17 protein-coding genes and 2 pseudogenes are annotated in these 17,951 nt (G+C 58.6%); 6 read left to right on the top strand and 13 right to left on the bottom strand.

Annotated elements, in window-relative coordinates; all coding sequences use genetic code 11:
* The first annotated feature begins 87 nt into the window (after positions 1-87).
* Together JQ633_RS33595 and JQ633_RS33590 are read left to right on the top strand one after the other, a co-directional pair.
* The gene (locus tag JQ633_RS33595) at positions 88-1,593 is read left to right on the top strand and encodes an FAD-dependent oxidoreductase (protein WP_211990113.1); all 1,506 of its coding nucleotides are present in this window, start codon (positions 88-90) and stop codon (positions 1,591-1,593) included.
* Positions 1,594-1,598: 5 nt separating this feature from the next.
* The gene (locus JQ633_RS33590) at positions 1,599-2,645 is read left to right on the top strand and encodes an ATP-dependent DNA ligase (protein WP_211990112.1); all 1,047 of its coding nucleotides are present in this window, start codon (positions 1,599-1,601) and stop codon (positions 2,643-2,645) included.
* Between the two features lie 49 nt (positions 2,646-2,694).
* Here JQ633_RS33590 and JQ633_RS33585 read toward each other — a convergent pair whose 3' ends face one another.
* Positions 2,695-3,603, bottom strand: a complete 909-nt coding sequence (locus tag JQ633_RS33585; protein WP_249159847.1) for a DUF305 domain-containing protein — start codon at positions 3,601-3,603, stop codon at positions 2,695-2,697.
* 509 nt (positions 3,604-4,112) lie between these two features.
* The gene (locus tag JQ633_RS35310) at positions 4,113-4,319 is read right to left on the bottom strand and encodes a DUF2188 domain-containing protein (protein WP_249159857.1); all 207 of its coding nucleotides are present in this window, start codon (positions 4,317-4,319) and stop codon (positions 4,113-4,115) included.
* 69 nt (positions 4,320-4,388) lie between these two features.
* Here JQ633_RS35310 and JQ633_RS33580 point away from each other — a divergent pair, with 69 nt between their 5' ends.
* Together JQ633_RS33580 and JQ633_RS33575 are read left to right on the top strand one after the other, a co-directional pair.
* Positions 4,389-4,784, top strand: coding sequence for a hypothetical protein (locus tag JQ633_RS33580; RefSeq protein WP_211990111.1), 396 nt, complete (start codon positions 4,389-4,391; stop codon positions 4,782-4,784).
* Positions 4,785-4,967: 183 nt separating this feature from the next.
* Positions 4,968-6,248 carry a DUF892 family protein gene (locus tag JQ633_RS33575; protein ID WP_211990110.1) on the top strand — a complete coding sequence of 427 codons (1,281 nt, stop codon included), beginning with the start codon at positions 4,968-4,970 and terminating at the stop codon, positions 6,246-6,248.
* Positions 6,249-6,463: 215 nt separating this feature from the next.
* On the opposite strand, the gene JQ633_RS35635 is transcribed toward JQ633_RS33575, so the two are convergent.
* The 10 genes and pseudogenes from JQ633_RS35635 to JQ633_RS33530 form a co-directional block, all read right to left on the bottom strand.
* A complete protein-coding gene (locus JQ633_RS35635) occupies positions 6,464-7,309 on the bottom strand; it encodes a hypothetical protein (RefSeq protein WP_433995716.1) in 846 nt (281 codons plus the stop codon).
* Complete coding sequence (locus JQ633_RS33565; RefSeq protein ID WP_211990109.1) at positions 7,254-7,883, bottom strand: hypothetical protein; 630 nt, start codon at positions 7,881-7,883, stop codon at positions 7,254-7,256. Before JQ633_RS33565 ends, JQ633_RS35635 begins: the two co-directional genes overlap by 56 nt.
* 14 nt (positions 7,884-7,897) lie before the next feature.
* The gene (locus JQ633_RS33560; protein WP_211990108.1) at positions 7,898-8,218 is read right to left on the bottom strand and encodes a PepSY domain-containing protein; all 321 of its coding nucleotides are present in this window, start codon (positions 8,216-8,218) and stop codon (positions 7,898-7,900) included.
* 1,564 nt (positions 8,219-9,782) lie between these two features.
* Positions 9,783-9,860 (bottom strand): hypothetical protein, encoded by a 78-nt coding sequence (locus JQ633_RS35630; RefSeq protein WP_433995718.1) that lies wholly within the window; start codon positions 9,858-9,860, stop codon positions 9,783-9,785.
* A 352-nt stretch (positions 9,861-10,212) separates the two neighbouring features.
* A pseudogene (locus JQ633_RS35625) lies at positions 10,213-10,407 on the bottom strand (recombinase family protein); the annotation flags it as partial.
* Between the two features lie 5 nt (positions 10,408-10,412).
* Positions 10,413-10,769, bottom strand: a pseudogene (locus tag JQ633_RS35305) (SOS response-associated peptidase); the annotation flags it as partial.
* Positions 10,770-11,760: 991 nt separating this feature from the next.
* Complete coding sequence (locus JQ633_RS33545; protein WP_211990107.1) at positions 11,761-12,018, bottom strand: hypothetical protein; 258 nt, start codon at positions 12,016-12,018, stop codon at positions 11,761-11,763.
* A gap of 75 nt (positions 12,019-12,093) precedes the next feature.
* Entirely contained in the window at positions 12,094-12,579 is a 486-nt protein-coding gene (locus JQ633_RS33540) for a hypothetical protein (RefSeq protein ID WP_211990106.1), read from the bottom strand.
* 265 nt (positions 12,580-12,844) lie between these two features.
* The gene (locus JQ633_RS35560; RefSeq protein WP_349631662.1) at positions 12,845-13,417 is read right to left on the bottom strand and encodes a hypothetical protein; all 573 of its coding nucleotides are present in this window, start codon (positions 13,415-13,417) and stop codon (positions 12,845-12,847) included.
* Between the two features lie 481 nt (positions 13,418-13,898).
* Positions 13,899-15,077, bottom strand: coding sequence for a zinc-dependent alcohol dehydrogenase (locus JQ633_RS33530; protein WP_211990105.1), 1,179 nt, complete (start codon positions 15,075-15,077; stop codon positions 13,899-13,901).
* A gap of 120 nt (positions 15,078-15,197) precedes the next feature.
* Between JQ633_RS33530 and JQ633_RS33525 the strand changes: the two genes are divergently transcribed.
* Together JQ633_RS33525 and JQ633_RS33520 are read left to right on the top strand one after the other, a co-directional pair.
* Positions 15,198-15,983, top strand: a complete 786-nt coding sequence (locus JQ633_RS33525) for an SDR family NAD(P)-dependent oxidoreductase (protein WP_211990104.1) — start codon at positions 15,198-15,200, stop codon at positions 15,981-15,983.
* A gap of 245 nt (positions 15,984-16,228) precedes the next feature.
* Positions 16,229-16,591, top strand: coding sequence for a VOC family protein (locus JQ633_RS33520; RefSeq protein ID WP_249159845.1), 363 nt, complete (start codon positions 16,229-16,231; stop codon positions 16,589-16,591).
* 214 nt (positions 16,592-16,805) lie between these two features.
* Here the strand turns inward: JQ633_RS33520 and JQ633_RS33515 are convergent, their stop codons facing one another.
* Entirely contained in the window at positions 16,806-17,312 is a 507-nt protein-coding gene (locus tag JQ633_RS33515) for a hypothetical protein (protein WP_211990103.1), read from the bottom strand.
* Positions 17,313-17,951 lie beyond the last annotated feature (639 nt).

Genomic DNA, 17,951 nt, shown 5'->3' with positions numbered 1-17,951 from the left:
GCGTGGTTGAATCGCGCATTTCCAAACCCGCTTCCCTTTGGAACGTTGCCGTTTGCGGAAACGTTTCCACGTGTTTGGAGGAACTCCATGACCAGCACGTCGCTCTGGATGACTGTTGAAGTCGCGCCCGATGCAGATGTACTCGATGGCGCTCAGGAGTGTGATGTCGCCGTGATCGGCTCGGGGATCGCGGGGATATCAACGGCGTATGAGCTTTGTCAGCACGGCCAATCCGTCATCGTCGTTGACCGCGGCCGCATTTGTGGCGGCATGACGTCGAGGACGTCGGCTCATCTCGCTCCCTTGTGCGACGATCTCGTCACCGAGATGGTGACGATCAGGGGACATGAAGCGACGAAGCTCTTTTGCGAGAGCCAAGCTGCTGCCGTTGACCGTATCGAGCAAATCCAGAAAAGAGAGAAGATCGACTGCGATTTTCGCAGGCTGGACGGTTACCTCTTCCAAGGTCGGGAGATGCCGTCAGATACGATCGATCAAGAAATGGATGCGGTCCGCCAGATCGGCGTTCCCGTTCACCGACTGGTGGGCGTGCCTCTCAAAGGGGCCGACGACCGTCATGCTCTGCGATATCCCCGGCAGGCTACGTTTCATCCCCTTAAGTATCTAGCCGGGGTGGCAAAGGCCTGCATTGAGAAGGGCGTGATCTTCTACCGTGACAGTCCGGTAGAGGAGGTGACTGAGGACGACGCTCTCGTTACGGTCAAAGCCGCGCGCGGCATCATTCGAGCCAAACATGCCGTTGTCGCAACCAACTCTTCGATATCAGACCGGTTTGCAATCCACACTAAGACGGCTCCCTACCGGACGTATGTCATCACCTTCGAAATCAAGCGCGGCGCGCTGCCTGACGCTCTCTATTGGGACACGGAAGATCCGTACCACTATGTCCGCTTGCAACCCGGCGCAGCCAATACCGACTATGTGCTTGTCGGAGGCGAAGATCATAAAAGCGGTGAGGCGGACGATGCGAATGCACGCTTTTCCAGGCTCGAAGTCTGGGCCCGCAGCATGATCTCCGACCTCGGCAAAGAGACGCACCGCTGGTCTGGGCAGGTGCTCGATACGATCGATTACGCTGGCTTCGTCGGAAGGGATCCAGGCGGCAAGAACAGTTACGTTGCAATGGGTGATTCCGGACAAGGCCTTACACACGGTGTAGCCGGCGCGATGTTGAATACGAGCCTCGTGTTAGGTAAGGATCACCCCTGGACGGAAATCTATGAGCCCGGCCGGGTTACCCTCAAGGCCGCGAAGAATTTTCTCACTGAAAACGTCACCGCACTGAAAAACTTTGCAGAGTATGTGGCGCCTGGCGAGATCAAATCACTCGACCAGCTGAAGCCCGGCAAAGGCGCGATTTTCCGGCGTGGGCTGGAAAAGCTTGCTGCTTTTAGAGATGAGACGGGCACCCTGCACTTGAGATCAGCGAGCTGCACCCATGTGGGGTGTCATTTGCACTGGAATAGCTTTGAAACGTGCTGGGACTGCCCATGTCATGGGTCGATGTTCGATGTCGACGGACAACCAATCAACGCTCCCGCCGTCGGCCCGCTCGCTCGCGTCAAAGACTAAGCGGCATGAAAAGCCGTCCTACTATCGAGGCCATGGAGGCCCTTTCGGTCGAAGCAATTCCGATCGGCGAGCAATGGTTGTACGAACCGAAATGGGACGGATTCCGCTGCCTTTTGAAGCGGGACGGCCGGCAAGTCGATCTCCAATCGAAATCCGGGCAGAAGCTCAACCGTTACTTTCCCGAAATCATAGCCGGCGCGCTGACGATCCGCGCAACGAGTTTTGTCCTGGATGGCGAACTCGTCGTTCAGACGGGCGGTCAGTTTTCATTCGATGGGCTGTTGCAGCGCATTCATCCAGCGGCAAGCCGCGTGAAGAAGTTGGCGGCTGAAACTCCGGCCTTGTTCCTCGCATTCGACTTACTGAAAAGCAAAAGCGATCTGGCGAGCAAGCCTCTCTTCAAGCGAAGGCCAGCTTTGGAGGACTTCGCTGCTCGTTTCTTCTCCAAGACAAATCTGTTTCGCCTTTCGCCCGCCAGCACGAAGTTGAGGGACGCGCAACGGTGGCTGGCGGCCGCGGGCGGTGGAAGCGACGGCGTCATTGCTAAACGGCTCGACCTCGCCTACCAAGCCGGCAATCGAGAGGGTATGCAAAAAATAAAGCGCTACCGAAGTGCGGACTGCGTGATCGCCGGATTTCGCTATGGTGCAAGCCGCCAGGCGAGGCGGCAGGTTGTCGGCTCGCTTCTCCTTGGACTTTACGATGACGACGGATTGTTGCACCATGTCGGGTATTCGTCAGGCATCAAAGCTCAAAACAAGCCCGCTTTGACCGACAAGCTTGAAGCGATAAAGCAAGCGCAGAGCTTTACAGGGAATGCTCCGGGCGGTCCCAGCCGCTGGTCGACAAAGCGTTCGTCTGAATGGCAGCCGATCAAGCCAAAATTTGTGGTCGAAGTGTCCTACGATCATTTCACTGGCGGTCGCTTTCGTCATGGAACTTCGATCATGAGGTGGCGACCGGACAAGAAGCCTCGTCAATGCACGTTCGAACAGGTGAGACAAAAGTCCGGTTCCGCTCTTTTATCCGAGCTCCGGGTGGATGGAGGTTAGTCTCAAAGGATGGCTGCGAGCGACAGATCGGCGTGTCATTAATTGGGCTCTAGCGTCGACATGAAAAGCTGGCTGGCATACTTCGATCCGGCATGTTGGTATTGTCGCCCAGCATGTTTTGAATTCCAAGCATCACAGCGGTTAATCCATTGGCGCAGTTCATCAAGGCGATTTCGCCCTGCTGCGCGTGACGAATGGCATGCGCCATGGCGCGCAAGCGCGGATCGCTGCCGTTCCGAAGCTGGTCGTCGGCCATTTCGACGGCGCCGGCGTGATGGATGGTCATCAATTGGACGAAGAGCGAGTCGAATTCGGCGGAGGAGATCTCCTGAATAAGAGAAATTTGTTCGTCATCGAGCAGACCGGGCATGGTGGCCCGTTCGCGCGGCGAACAGTTTTGCATCGGCGAGCCAAACCAGCTTAGCCAGTAGCGGTCTAGAAGTCGCTTTTCGCCGCGTTGGCTCGCCGCCACGAGTTTCGCAAGCGCTCGAAGATGCGGATCCGTGGCCCTTTCCGCCGCCATCGAAGCCAGCTGAATACCCTGTGCGTGGCGCGTCGACATATGCCGGATGAATGTTTGATCAACTTCCGCCTCACGCCCGAGCCACGGAATTTCACGATCATAGATTGCGAAAAGTGCAAGCGCGCCCAAGCAAGCGAGACCTAGCGCTGTGCCCAGGGTCCAGACTTGAAGTGTTCTGCTCGCGTTCAACGTCGGGCGGGGAGAGCGACGCAGCCAAGCATAGAAAGGATACATCGAGGCCGATGTAAAATGGACCAGAAAGCCGATCCAATATGGCTGCTGGAGCGTGAAGATGGGCTGCCAGAACGGAAACATCGGAACAAGCACCAGCCACTCGACCGCCGAGGTAAAAATGGCCCAGGGAAGCGCTATGAGCGCCAGCGAGAGGGGATGTAGCCGCGCCGTCCATCGCCCGAGAACTCCGAAGAAAAGCATCGCCCACGAGAAGTCGGCCCATTGGTGAAAGGCGATGCCGATGCTGATAGCGGCGGCAGTCGGCTCGGACGTGAGCGCCCAATCCCCGGACAGGGATGGCTGCGACCACCATCCAATCGACCGCGGCGTCGGGCCCGATCCGTGCCGCGGATAATTGGCTGACGATGGTCGAGAACGTACTGCTGATCAAGCCGAGGTAGACTGCCGCCTTCCATCGTACATAGAGTGGATCACTGCTCCAAGCGGTGGCGCCAACGGAACCGTCCGAACACTGTTCAGGCCGATGCAGTGTGTTCGGCAAGATGCCCGGTCCTTGGATGGTGCTGATGAGGATAGCCGGCTAACTCCTGTCGGAGCGTTTTCTCTCTTCAGCGTCTTTGAAAATGCGCTGCTGACCGAACCGCATCAGATCCGCCCATCCCCGTAAGACCGTAGGCCAGAGTGTTGCCGGCAAAACCGTCCGATCGTCCAATAGCGGTCTCCGAAACAGCGAGCCGCGGGTTCACAGCTCACCCCGAATTGGCCGCACCGACTGCATTCTCACTCTCAGGAACGGTGACTCTTACGGCGTGCCCCTGTCGCATGGCCAGAGAAGCAGCCGCGACTGCGGCTTCGAAGGCTGCTTCTTTAGTCTCATATGTGTTCCGGCTGACGCCATCATGCTCGACGTGCCAGGAGCCGTCGCGGCCGACAATATCGTAAGCTGCCAAACCCAACATCGTGCTCCGTCAGGCGTCCGGCGTGGCCCTGGGGGCCAGTGTGCTGCTTACAAGATCGGATCTGGAATGGCTGTCGTTCGAGCCCTTCTCCGACCCACCATCCTTTTCCTCACGCGTGCTCTGTTTGAGCTCTTGGGCATGCTCCTCGCCCGGCGTTGGATCGAATGTGTCCGCCATAGTGAAATCCTTTCTGCTCAACGAACGCATCAAGCATCTGACCGTTCCTTCATCATGCAGGTACGCTTGATGATGAAAGATGCCGTTCCTGCTTTCGCTGGCCTGCAGGGTGAAGCAGCCCAATTTGCGCGAGAGGGCCGGCGCAAAGAGTTCACGCAATTTCGGGCGTTTGCCACCCTGAAAAGGCGGATCGACACCCGCCGCTCCGATCCATCGACGTTTGTGGCGTCCGGCTGGGCGTTGAACGGGTCGCCCACAAGCCCGGAATTTGAAAAGCTCACTTGAGAAAGCGTTGGCCATTTGCCACGCTTGAAAATTCCCCAAAGAGTGAGGGGAAGCGTTAAGGCACAACCACGACTATGTCCGCCTCGGCAAATCAGTGCATGATATGCGAGGCACCAGTTAGGAACGATACCAATCGCCCGCTCGTTCGAGATGATCTTTCCTCTCAGGTTGAGTGGCCTCGAAATGTACCATCACGTTAAGAAGCTGATGTTCACTGTTCGCGTCGATGAGCCGGATCCCCGCTTAGGCAATATGCTTCTCGAACAATTTGGAGGCGCTAACGGCGAACTTGCCGCCGCCATGCAGTACTCGATCCAGGGACTGAATTGTGAGGATCCGGACCGTAAGGATCTTCTGATGGATATCGGCACGGAAGAGCTAAGCCATCTCGAGATCGTAGGAACCCTGGCTCGCATGCACCTCAAGCCCTCGAAGTTCGACCGGGAGGCCGCTGAGGCCGACCCCTTGATCGCAATCGCTGGTGGAGGCGGCGTCAATCTGTTCAATTCGCAAGGTAACGCCTGGACGGCGGACTATCTGAAGATCACCGGTGAGCTGGACGTGGATCTGAGGAGCAATATCGCCGCCGAAGCTCGGGCCAAGATCGTCTATGAGCGTCTGATCAATTTCTGCGATGACGCCGGCACCAAGGACGCCTTGCAGTTCCTCATGACTCGCGAGATTACCCACATGAAAGCTTTCGGGCTCGCGCTTGAGAGCATGGGCAAGCCCTCTCTGAGTATTGGACGCATCGCGCCGACACCTGGCCTCGTCGACCAATTCTTTAACGATTCCACCGGGACCGGCGATCATGGCGAGATCGATGCACGCGGTCCGTGGAACGAGGGCGGGGACTGGGTCTTCACGGAATCGCCCGCCATTCAAGGTAGCGATGTCGGTCCGACGAGCGCGATCGTCACCGAGAGCTCGCCGCCGACAGACGAAGCCGGACTGGGCGACCTGCTCATCGACGAACTGCGGGATATCCTACACGCGGAAAAACAGTTGACCAAGGCGCTGCCCAAGATGGCAGAAGCTGCCCGCTTCGATCAGTTGCGCGAACTCTTTGAACAGCATTTGACGGAGACCGAAAGCCAGATCGAGCGTATCAACGAATGTTTCCAGCTGCTAGGCAGGGCAGGCCGCACCAAGCCTTGCAAAGGCATGATGGGCCTGGTTGAGGAGGGGCAGGATATCATCGCTGAGGGTGAAAAGAAGGAGGACGCCGCCGCCGATCTGGCTCTCATAGGTGCGGCTCAACGCGTCGAACATTACGAGATTGCTGGCTACACCACGGCTCGCAGTCTTGCACAGCAGCTGCGCCACAGTGCGATCGTCAGCTTACTGTCCAAGTCTTTGGCAGAGGAACAGAATGCTGATCAGATGTTGAATCAGGTCGCTCGCTCGCTGATGTCGGTGGCAAAAATGCCGGTTGCAATAGAGCAGGCCGAGCCGCCGGGCTAACTCTCTTGCTCTCGTCGCAAGTCGTCGCATCATTTATGTGAATTTGCGAAGGGACCGCCGGGGGCTTTTGACGGATCCCGCCGTATCGCGCTCGCTCGGTGGCCTCAACCTTATCGTGAATATGTCATGTCCGATGGTGTTTCTCGGAACCCCGTGAAGCCCGAAAGGTAACGAGCGACCGTCTCGACAAAGGTTCAGTCAATCGCTTGGTATAACTAGTTGGCGAGCGAGAGGCTTATTCGCGTCACGACCCCGTCCCATTGACGCTCCTCAGCAGCGGGATAATTGATCAGCACGCAGTTCATGTACTCGCGAGTGCGGTTGCAGCGGTTGTACCAGGTTCTTCCATCGCGGATACTCGATACCGCAAAAAAGCGCGATGTCACGCGCCTATACTGAATGTTCGCAGGCGGATGCATTTTCGAGAGGAAGGCGGCGGGTGAATCGTTCGCAACATTGGGAACGGACGTCACAGTCAAATCAGCGCGGTGGTCGTTAGTCACGAAACGCCGGCCCGCCCCATCTCCAAGGATGCCTGCGTCCTCAGTGAAAATCGAGACAGGTATATCAACGCTGGCACCAGTGCTTGGGATTACGTATCGACGCCATTCCGCAGTTCCCGCTACGGCGATCGCCGGGATCATGCCAAGAGCTAAGGCCGCGAGGAAGCATTCTCGTCGCATGTTTGTTCTCCGAGAAAGTGAAAGCTCAATTGGCCTAACTCTTGTTCGTTCCAATGCGAGCGTGCTCCGTGGCTGATCGAGCGTGCGGATCGAATCTTCGTCACGGACGGCTTGAAATTGCTTGCTGCCGGCGATCTGCTTTTTCTTTTCGAGATTCGAACGGCTCGGTTCATGCCGGGGTGTCGAGCGATGGTACGAGGCTCCGAGACGAAACGTTCTTCGCGGGCGGGCAGGGCTCTGGTTCAGCGAAAAAGGCTCCGGTCGCTTGAGGAGAGCAGACGCGCCGGAGCCTTCCCAGGCGAGATGGCAAGCCGAGCCGCTTTTAGCGCCCCAACCCCGTTCCTTCGCCGTACAGTTCCCGTTCGCGCTGTATCTCATCGCTGCTCAACGGCTGCGCCGCGGGATCGAAGCGCTTCCAACCCGATTGTTGCCACGCCGCTGTACGCCTGCCCATATCGACTGCGGACTGGTTGAGAACAGCTTCGGCACGTCCTCGATCCTGCTCGCTGACGCGAACTGAAACGAGCGTGCCACCGCGACGAACGCCCTCGGCATATCGCGAAGCCTCCTCCTCCGGAACGCCTGCCTGCGTCAACGCGCCGATGATTCCGCCTGTTGCCGCGCCCGCAGCAGCGCCAGCTGCCGTAGAGATGAGCCAGCCAGCGGCAACGACCGGCCCTAAACCGGGGATCGCCAGCAAGCCGAGCCCCGCGAGCAGACCTGCGGCTCCGCCCAGGCCGGCGCCGATGCCTGCACCTGTACCGGCTCCTTCCGCTCGATCGTCGACACCGTCACGGTCGCGATCGACCTTGCCGTCTCGGCCGTACCGTCCTTCGCCGTTATTGGCGACGACGCTAATGTCTGATGAAGGAATGCCGTTCTGCTCCAATTGGCTAACGACCCGTTCGGCGTCTGCATAGTTGTCGTAGAGGCGAGAAACTGTCGTGCTCATAGGGTCTTCCTTTCTTAGTTCGCTGGGTTCACGTTGCCCTGGAAGTCCAGGCTGACTTCGATCTGCTTGTCTCCCTTTTTGGCTTTGCCTCTCCAGACGCCGCTGTCGTCCTTCTTGAGATCGGAGACATCGGAATAGCCGGCGGCTTCGATCCTCGATTTTGCCTGTCCCTCGGTGAAGCTGTTGCGGCCAGCGACCGGTGCGTTTGAGTTGTTCTCACTGGAGCTGTTAACGGCGTTGTTGTTCGGACCGCTTTGCGCCGGCGGCGTCTGCGCCGAGACCGACGCTGTAGACAAGGAAGCTGCAAGGGCTACAAATGCGAAAACTCGCAACATGTTTTTGTCCTCCGTAAGGTGTTGCGGGAGGCAAATGCTCGTAGAGACCGTTAGTTGCTATTCAGCGGCTTCGCGAATGCCGCACCCGCGGAGACTTCGGCAGCTATTCATCTGGTAGTGCCGAACTCCGCGATCTTGGGCCGAGCACGAGCGGACATTCGCGGCTGAGCTTTGCTTCTAGTGTCAGACCGTGTGGTGTTCCGCCTTACGGCGATTGTAGTCACTACCAGCTCGAGCGCTCGCTTCAGAGGAGGCGGCAAGCTAGGTCTGAATGTCTGTCGCCGGTCGTCACGCGAAGGAGGTAAACTCATGTCGCTCTATGCATCGGCGGCAAGCCGTCCAAGAAAGTATCGGGTCTATAGAAAGTATCAAAGGTAAAGACCGGCGCGACGCTCGTTCGCCGCGCCGGTCCTCATGACTCACTTCTTTATGTGATCTTTCGACATAGAACCCTCTCTCGACTTCGGGTCGTTGAGAGTAGCTCCAGGGTTTGCTGACCTTGGGCTGCTCGACGCTCCCTGACCGCTGGTCGTTGCGGGAGAATCTCCGCCACCACCACCGCTGCCACCACTTCCGCCGCCAGCTCCTCCGCCGGCGCCGCCGCCCCCGCCAGCGCCTTGTGCTGTTGCTGCAGCAACCGATCCGAAGATGAAAGCGGCAGCCAACGCGATCTTTGCAATTCTCATTGAGTGGCTCCTTCCATGATAAGAGGCTGGGCAACCAGCTCCACGGGCAGGTGTTCCTAATAGCGGTTGCGCACGTCGAGGCTGGTTGCAGCATGCCTCTTGCGGTCCGTTTTTGACCGGTCGAGCGACCGGCTTACTACTGCGGTCGCATTATTATCACGCGTTAATAATTCACCGGCAGGGCCGTGACGTTCGTCATGACGGCCCGCAGGGCGTCGTCCATTGTCGGGCAGCGATAGGCCGCGAACCGCGACCGGGAAGTGGCCGTCAGGCTGATCCGCTTCTTGGCCATTTGCTCAAGGAGCAGCAGGAAGTAGTCAATGGCCTCTCTGTTCGTGCCTGATCCAGTCTGAACGCCAGAATGAGCCCGGCCGGCTCGACGATCCGTCGATGGACCAGCCACGTGGGTGCGCGGGTCGGCGCAATGTTGTAGCGCGCCCTGCTAAGCGAAACAGCGAGCCTGCGGTCAATGGTCATCACCTTCGATTCGACACCGAACGTTCCGGCGCCGAGTGCTCGAATGCGGGTGGCGAGATCTGAGGCCTGCCTCAACAACTCGGCGTCGGATTGTTGCCGCGCGTCTAGGTAATCGAATCGCGCTCGGAGTTGACGTAGCCGAGCCGGCGGAAGGCTTCGCGCAGGCTGCCGAACCTAAGGGCGGGCTCGGCATGCCGTCCGTCGCCGCCATGATCGAGATCGAAACGCTCAGCTTCCCGTAGGCTGCCAGGGCCTCGCGCAACTTCTTCAGCAACTGCTCATCTGACAATCTGACATATTGCTCCTTCAGCAACTGCTGAGCGCGACGGAAGATGCTCTCATCGATCATCGCTCGAACAGACCCATAGCCCTGACGCAGATTTCGGGCAGATTCTTCTTCATCACCTGCCTAAGCCGGTATTTCGATCATAAACGCTGTTACCGATGTAGATCTCGTTGGCGAGGATGTTGCGGATCATCGTGTCGGACCAGGGGCGTTCCGCGATGGTTGGGCACCTGTTCGTTGTTGAGCAGGCGCGCGATCGACGCCTGTGACCGGCGGTGAACCACGTATTCCCGGAAGATCTGCGCGACGATGCGCTGCTCGGTCTCCGGTCCGGGCCGGCCCAGGACGCGGTCCGTCTGCAGGTGCTTGCGCTGGCCCTTGCCCAAAATGCCTCTCGAAACCCGATCTTCGTCGACCAGCTCACGCTGCAGTCCATAGCCGACGGCGCCGCCCTGTTTGAAAGCAAGGCTGGCGAGGCGGCAGGCGCCGGCGAGCACCTTGACCGAAAGCTTCCGCGGATATTCCGCCGCCATCGCCCGCTTGAGATTCTTCACGATGCTCGCGCTGACGCTGCCATCGTTGTCGAACTCCTCGGCGCAGTAGCAAACCTTGATGCCCACTTGACGGCAGATGAATTCGTAATAGGTGCTTTCGTCGACGTCCTGGAACCGTCCCCAGCGGCTAACGTCATAGACGAGGATGTGGTCGAAATTCGCCCGGTCTTGCTGGACGTCGTCGATCAGCTCAGTGGCCGATCGTCGTCGAGCGCGAACCAGATGACATTCTTCTTCTTTGTCTTAGGGTTTGGCTCCGGCGCGTACTCCGCGAAGCTGTTAAATGGCATCAGGCAGCGGCTCTCGGGCTTCAGCCAGCCGCGCCAGTGCGGCGAGGACGTGTTACGGATGTTGGTGACCGGCGTGCCGTCCGTGCGCGGCGGGGTGGCATGCCCCAGCGCATCAGCCCCAGTTCGAGATCATCGCCGGCGTTGCAGATCACCGGGGCAGGGTAGTCGGGGAAGACGCCCGGCATCGGCGCGAGGTTGCCGACGTAGCGGTTGACGACCCTGAACAGGTTCAGGATCGCGGGCCTAGTTCGTCGTGATCGAATGCCGCTTTGAGGGCGCTTAGACCAGCCGCAGGATGAACTGGCGCCGGTCGCCGATGTGTCGATCGACGAAGCCCCTGTACGCCCGATTGCACGTCGATCAGCTGGAGGTCCCAGCGGCGCTGCAGCTCGCGGGCGACGTCCTCGGATACGTCTTCGGACCAGCGCTCTGTCGTATTGAAGGCCACGACCCTGATCGGATCATGGTACTCGCCGGAAAGCATGGCGTGGATGACGGTTTCGAGGTCGGTGGTCTCGAGATGGACCTCACGCCAGGCGCGGCCGGTCGGGCCAAAATCATCGACGACTAGATACACGGCCTGATCGGTTCCGGGCAGAGCGGCCGGCATCCAGCTGGCCTGATGCATACGCAACTCCGCAACCAGGGGGGCCCGCCAGAAGACAGGCATCGGGGGGTGAGGAGTAGCATCAAGCCCGCAGCGCCGAGGGATGCGCCATCGTCATGGGGACAATCGCTCCCGATTCACATATGCAAATGCGCCTCTCCCTTCGAAAGCGCAGCCTGTCGTTGCCTGCTTGGTCTCGACAACGGGGTGGGCAGACGGCCCCAGCATAGGCTCCACGCGCCCCCAAAAATGCTGGGGCCGCTTTATGCAGAGGTCGGCTCCGGGTAGTCGATCAGTAATTGTGGCGGGGTTCCGCTCTGGTGCGTTGACTGTCGACAGCGCATACTCTGCCAATGGCCCGCTCCGCCGCTGTGCATCTGGTCCGCGTCCGGACGGATGACAATACGTTCCGGATTTGGGTGTGTGCCACCTCCCCGGAGGAGGCGGTCTTGAGGGTTCTGAACTCGATCCCGGAAGGATGGACCGTTGTCCTGACCGGTGCGCGCCTCAGGAAGCGTGAGGTGGAGGTGCTGGCAATTCAGGCCGGCGAGGTGCGAGAGCTATTTAAAGATGGTGCCGAGGCGCCCCAGAGACCCCAACCAGCGCGCCAAGCGAAGCATTGAGAAATCTTTCTGTCAGTTTTCAAAATGACCGCTGCCTGCCGGCCTGCTTCATGCGGAGATAGGTTCCGCTCTCGTGCGCCGCGAGCCAATCGCGCTCAATCGACAGCTTCAGCCCCGCGCAATATTCGGCCGGCGTGCTTTGTCCTCGAACAGAAGCGGGCCTTGATCCGATGTAGATTCGGCCGTCCTGCACCGGTTCGAAGGCGCGGGCATGCTCCATCAGGCGGCGAGCGGCTTGTTCCGGATCGGCGTATTTGCGGTTGGTGGCGTGTTTCATCGACGAATTCCATCGGGCAGTTGTGCGGCGTAGATGTGCGGGGCACGGCGCCAAATCTCGGCGGACACGTGGCGATCAAACAACGCGCCGCAGGCACATCGCATTGGCGACGATGGCTGTTGAGAAGGCTGTAGCTCGGCGCGCGCCCATATGGTTGCTTGCGCTCGTTCCATTCCTGCTGATCGCGCTCTCGATAGAAGCCGCACTTCCATTCCCACTGGTCGAGTGGTTCGGTACGCCGACGCGCTGTCCAATCGAGCCGACGCGCACGCCGCCGTCGTAAGAGATGTTCCACTTCTCCCCGGCGAAACCGGTGTCGCGGCGCCGCGTCAAGCCGGTGATGACCAGCTCTTTCGCGGGACGCCAGGTGCAGCAGCTCGGCGGTCGCTTGCTTGCCTTGCCGCATTTGACGCAGCGCAATCGCGCGGCGAGATCGTGCACGCAGATGGTGGCGGCGTGGGGGGCGGCGAGCTCGACCGAACGCGGCGCCTTGCAGCGCGAGCAGCGGATCTCGAGCCATGGATAGCCGGCGTTGATGGCTTGGCCGATCTCTCGCGGCACGAAGTCGTCGGGAATCCGTGAGGGTCGGTAACCAGGAATGCGAGGGGAGTCTCACGGTATTGCGTTTTTTGCACCAAGGGATGACCAGATCGACGCTCGACCTCGATAGGTATTCTGGATGCAGAATCAGTCGATTGAAGCAAGCCACGAATCGCCGATGGTTCTGGTCAGCTCGCTCCAGAGGTCCGAGGGGAGATCCGGAACAGCTAGGCGGACGCTATAGCGATCCGCCGCCAGGTCGTGGAACCACTCCGCTGCCGCGAAGTCAAATCCAAAGCGATCCCAAGGTGACGTAAACGCCGTGGACGGGCTGCAATTGCGACGGCAAGCCCCGCAGTTTCGCGGCGAAATACCGAGAGGCAAAGCGACCATTTTGCAGAATTGATGTCGCACGCCTTTTTGTCAAAAGGCGGTAGGGCAATGTGCCAACATAAGGCGGAAAGTGGGCCGGCAGGGCAGCGTTGCCCAACAGCCTGATAGCGTCGCTTGTTTCATTGAGAAGCGCTTCGAGACTAGAGGAGGCCAAACCCTTTGTGGCGCATTCATTGCGGATAAACGTAACGGAGCCGAGCCGCCCATACTCCGCGCCCAATGAATCCAGCTTGTTGTGACTTCTAACCAAAATTAAGGGTATCGCCCAGCGACGCGACCACCGAACGACCTGCTCAATGCGACCTGAGCTGTTGGTAAAGCAGGTCGTATCGAAGATGATGAGGTCGAAGAGTGGCCTTGTGGAATTCACGGCATCGCGGAAGTCGCGGGATGAGATGCACGAATCCAGCAGCAAAATCCGGCGACTGTCACTCTGGATGCTTAAATTGTCGATCGACCCAACCACGAGCCGTAACTGACGAGCATAGTTGTGGATCCAGCTCCAGTGTTTCCCCGTAAGAACCTTTTAATGCAATGACCTCCGCGCTTCCGAGCGATTTGCAGTATGCAAACAGAAGCGAAGCAATCGCGGCCATGCCGGACGCCGTATAAATCGATTGCCGAACGAGCTCCTCATCGAGCTCATAGAATGACGGTCCCTCCACGGTAAGGTCCGCGCGTTGATAGTCGTACCGGAACTTGAAGGGGCCGCTGGTTGGACGATGGCCCAAGCCGTCTCTGTGGCGTTCCATTCCTGGAGTTCATGGTCGGCCCTGAGAGCCGCGGTCAATTCGAATTTCTTGCGAATGACCTCAGTGATCGAATTCGGGCGATCCACCAACAACGGTGCAGTCAGACAGCTGTTCAAAAGGTTCAGTTCTTCGAACTTTCGCTCAAAATATTTGTCAGTGCTCTCCATTTTGATCCGCTCGGATAGGCCCAAGCCGTCAGGGTCCGAAAGGCTTCATCACGATTTTGATGCAACCGTCCTTCTTGTCGCGGAAAGTTTTGTAAAGCTCCGGTCCCTCCTCGAGCGTTGCGCGATGGGTAATGACGAAAGATGGATCAATCTGACCCTTCTGAATGCGCTCCATTAGCCTCGGCATATAACGCTGAACCGGTGTCTGGGCCATCCGGAATGTGAGGCCGCGATTAATCGCGCTGCCCATAGGAATCTTGTCCAGATAACCGCCGTAGACGCCGACGATGGACACCGTACCGAAATTTCGGCAACATTCGATCGCCTGACGAAGGACGTGCGGCCGGTCTGTCCCCATGAACGTCGCGACCTTGATCCGGTCGATCACAGAACCAATGCTGGCCATCGTTTCAGGTTCGGTTCCTACGGCATCGATGCAGGCGTCGGCGCCGCGGCCGCCGGTCAATTCCTGGATGCGATCGAAGATGTCGTCCTTCTTGAAGTCGAGCACCGTTGCCCCCGTCTGCGCAGCGAGCGCCAGGCGTTCCGGAATGGTGTCGATCGCCAGCACGCGCTCGGCGCCCAGCAAAAACGCGCTCTTGATCGCGAATTGCCCTACAGGGCCGCAACCCCACACCGCCACTGTCTCGCCGCCGTTGATGTTGCAGAACTCGGCAGCCATGTAGCCGGTTGGAAAGATGTCCGACAAGAACAAGACCTGTTCGTCGGTAAGGTCTTCCGGAACTTGGTAAGGTCCAACATCGGCATAGGGCACCCGCAAGTATTCCGCCTGACCGCCGGCAAAGCCGCCGAGCATGTGCGAGTAGCCGAACAACCCGGCCGGAGAGTGGCCCCACATCTTCTCAGCCATTCTGGCATTCGGGTTAGACCGCTCGCACCCAGAATAGAAGCCACGCTTGCAGAAGAAGCATTCACCGCAGGAGATCGTGAACGGCACCACGACCCGGTCGCCAACCTTGAGCTTGGTATTGTCCTTGCCGAGCTCGACGACCTCGCCCATCGTCTCATGGCCCACCACATCGCCTTTCTCCATGCTCGGCATCACGCCATCGAGGAGGTGCAGGTCCGATCCGCAGATGGCACAGGCGGTCACCTTGATGATGGCGTCGCGCCCGTGCTCGATCTTCGGATCCGGTACGGTCTCGCACCGAATGTCGCCTTTGCCGTGCCAAGTGAGAGCTTTCATGGGGAAACTCCAGCCGGGGGATGACGGCTAATCGAGACTGTGCCTCGAAGTTCCTAATGCGTAGGAACGGCCGATCCCCAACGCGATTAAACACGCACATCCGAGACAACGGAGAGAGAGATGGACCGGCAATTTGCAATCGTGACCGGAGCCTCGACAGGCATCGGTTTAGAGTTTGCGCGGATTTGCGCACGCGAAGGATTTGACTTGCTAATTGCTGCGGATGAGGTGGCAATTGAAGCAGCGGCCACCAACTTACGACGTGAGCCCGGCGCGGGTTCCGTGGAGGCACTTCACGTCGACCTCGCAACGCAAGAAGGCGTCGACCAGCTTCACGCGGCTGCCAAGGGCCGTCAGATCGATGTACTGATGGCGAATGCCGGGCGCGGACTTGGCCATGCGTTTCTGGATCAGGACCTCGCCGCGATATGCAATGTAATCGACACGAATGTAACCGGAACGACCAGCCTGTTGCATAAGGTCGGCAACGACATGCGTCGGTGGAATCAGGGACGTATTCTGATCACGGGCTCGATTGCTGGCTTTACGCCTGGCAGCTTTCAGGCAGTCTACAATGCGTCGAAGGCTTATCTGAATTCACTGTCGTTTGCGCTTCGTGAGGAGCTTCGTGGCACCAAGGTTACCGTAACCTGCCTCATGCCGGGCGCGACCGAAACCGAGTTCTTCAAGCGAGCCGCCATGCTCGACACCAAGGTGGGTTCCGAGGAAAAAGACGATCCTGCCATGGTCGCGCGCCATGGCTTTGACGCCATGATGAATGGCGAGGGCGATGTCGTCACCGGCCTCAAGAATAAGGTCCAGTCCGCGGTGGCGAACGTGACGCCGGCGGAGACGCTCGCGAAACAGCATCGGAAAATGGCGGAGCCGGGCTCCGCAAAGCATTAGCAGTCGGATAGGAGAGATTGTCAGGCTTCTGAAATCAATGCTGGTCAACGGCGCTGCGGCAGTGAGCTCTACCCTCGCGCTTTGAACATCGTCGCGCAGCGTCGGATTCAAACCGAGTCGACAGCGGTAGAACAATCGAAAACCAAGTCAGGCGCGCGGATAAGAACAGTGAGATCGGACGAACCCAAGAGAAGCCGACTGATTGGTGTCAGTCGCTTCTCGTGCCCCTTTTGAGGACCGTGCGCATGATCCATCATGTATCTATAGGAACGAATGACGTGCATCGGGCGCGTTTATTCTATGATCCGTTAATGGCATTGATTGGCTTTCGCGTCCTCAAGTCCTCGGATCAGTCCGTTCACTATGGTGCATCCGGTATTGTCTTTAGTCTCGGTACGCCGGAGAATGGTGAGCCTGCCAGACCTGGCAACGGGGTCCACGTTGCATTCCAAGCGCCCTACCGAGAAACAGTGAGACGCTTCCATGCGGAAGCGGTGGCGAACGGCGGAACGGACGATGGGGCGCCGGGCATCCGGAAAAAATACAATGCAAATTTTATTATGGAGCCTTTGTGCGCGATCTCGACGGCAATAAGATCGAAGCAGTGACCTACACAGCCCGTGAGAGCTTCGGTCTTTGCAGAATTAAGATGTTCTTGCACGTTTGAAACTGGACCGACGCGGATGTCTCACAGTCGACATCCGCATGATCGGTGTACTTTCGCAGAATCCGACCAGGCGCTAGGCGGCGACGAAGCGTGCGTTGCAGTAGCACATTCTCGTGCTTGGTCATTTTGGACTGGGCGGTAACCAACCTGACGGCCTAGTTCGGCGCTTCAGGATCTGTCGAAGACTCGATTGTAAGGGGCGTCTTGACTGCCTTCGCGCCAGCTGGGTCGACCACAAGGCTGTCGAACTCCATTTTAGAGGATGCTTTGATCACGGGATCGGCGGGCAATGCGTCGACGGGTGCGTACCACGGTGCCTTCTCGATCGCTCCGCCCTCCAGCGCCTTCGCCATCAATTGGCCGATCTCAGACCCGCTCAGCGGGACGAGACTTCCGTCTTCGTGCTTGTAGAGTTGAGGACAGAAGTAGAGGGCGTGGATCCGCGGATCATAGCCGTCCAAAACGAGAAAGAATTCCGGCTTACGAAAAAGTCTCCGCTTCTTCACCAACTGCCGGTCCTGTGTAGTGAGGGCAACGCGCAGTTTTTCGCGTTCGTGCCCGACGATGGTGGCCGCTTCAAGAAGAATGAGCCAGTCCTTGGTGTTTGCGTTGTCCTCGTGGACAGGGACCAGAGTACCTTGCTGCCTTCCAAAGATGCTCATGCGCTCCATCCACATTATTAAGGCCGACACGCGTTCGAGCCGGGACTGCAGGCGACGCGTTCGCACCAAGAGAGTCTTCTGGCTGCTCGCTCCACCCACGCGCCGCACGCACCGCAGGTCGATCCGGGGACCATTGTGCGCACAGACAGCTCGGAGCGGCCGTCCGCTTCCTGGATGGTACACACTACAAATCCCGAAAGTCCATCGTCGATCACCTCAGGCGTAGAGCCGTTCTTGAAGGCGACGACCGGTCATCATGGGCGAGACGCGCTTGATTGCGAAGATTGAAGTGAGCCAATCAACACGGGGAGATATGATTTTCGTTTTGCACGGAAGAAATTGAATTCGCCGCCTAGGACCGCAAATGGAGCCCTCGCTTACTCCTGCCAGCAGAGCCCACCGACATCGCCAAGGTAATGGGACGCGTCAAACAGTTATCCCCTCCACCACACGACACAGCATGGTCGATCGCGAGTAGTCGTATGGTTCGGCAGGAGGTCTGCAGCTTTATACCTGTGAACCACCGAGTCGCAATTGTCTTGTGTCTCTCGCTAGTCCGACTGTTTCGCCGAACGGGCCGTCCAGTCGGGACGAGCCGTTTCTGATCGCCGATTGATTAGTGCATGTGAAGCAGCCAGT

The sequence above is a fragment of the Bradyrhizobium tropiciagri genome, from assembly GCF_018130505.1.
Taxonomy (GTDB): Bacteria; Pseudomonadota; Alphaproteobacteria; order Rhizobiales; family Xanthobacteraceae; genus Bradyrhizobium; species Bradyrhizobium tropiciagri_B.
This window is presented reverse-complemented; position numbering and strand designations above follow the sequence as displayed.

Bases quoted from the DNA above. Each gene is read 5' to 3' on its own strand.
- JQ633_RS33595 (WP_211990113.1), top strand. From the start codon at position 88: ATGACCAGCACGTCGCTCTGGATGACTGTTGAAGTCGCGCCCGATGCA.
- JQ633_RS33590 (WP_211990112.1), top strand. From the start codon at position 1,599: ATGAAAAGCCGTCCTACTATCGAGGCCATGGAGGCCCTTTCGGTCGAA.
- JQ633_RS33585 (WP_249159847.1), bottom strand. From the start codon at position 3,603: ATGCTTTTCTTCGGAGTTCTCGGGCGATGGACGGCGCGGCTACATCCC.
- JQ633_RS33580 (WP_211990111.1), top strand. From the start codon at position 4,389: ATGGCTGTCGTTCGAGCCCTTCTCCGACCCACCATCCTTTTCCTCACG.
- JQ633_RS33575 (WP_211990110.1), top strand. From the start codon at position 4,968: ATGTACCATCACGTTAAGAAGCTGATGTTCACTGTTCGCGTCGATGAG.
- JQ633_RS35635 (WP_433995716.1), bottom strand. From the start codon at position 7,309: ATGAGATACAGCGCGAACGGGAACTGTACGGCGAAGGAACGGGGTTGG.
- JQ633_RS33565 (WP_211990109.1), bottom strand. From the start codon at position 7,883: ATGAGCACGACAGTTTCTCGCCTCTACGACAACTATGCAGACGCCGAA.
- JQ633_RS33560 (WP_211990108.1), bottom strand. From the start codon at position 8,218: ATGTTGCGAGTTTTCGCATTTGTAGCCCTTGCAGCTTCCTTGTCTACA.
- JQ633_RS35630 (WP_433995718.1), bottom strand. From the start codon at position 9,860: ATGATCCGCAACATCCTCGCCAACGAGATCTACATCGGTAACAGCGTT.
- JQ633_RS33545 (WP_211990107.1), bottom strand. From the start codon at position 12,018: ATGAAACACGCCACCAACCGCAAATACGCCGATCCGGAACAAGCCGCT.
- JQ633_RS33530 (WP_211990105.1), bottom strand. From the start codon at position 15,077: ATGAAAGCTCTCACTTGGCACGGCAAAGGCGACATTCGGTGCGAGACC.
- JQ633_RS33525 (WP_211990104.1), top strand. From the start codon at position 15,198: ATGGACCGGCAATTTGCAATCGTGACCGGAGCCTCGACAGGCATCGGT.
- JQ633_RS33520 (WP_249159845.1), top strand. From the start codon at position 16,229: ATGATCCATCATGTATCTATAGGAACGAATGACGTGCATCGGGCGCGT.
- JQ633_RS33515 (WP_211990103.1), bottom strand. From the start codon at position 17,312: ATGAGCATCTTTGGAAGGCAGCAAGGTACTCTGGTCCCTGTCCACGAG.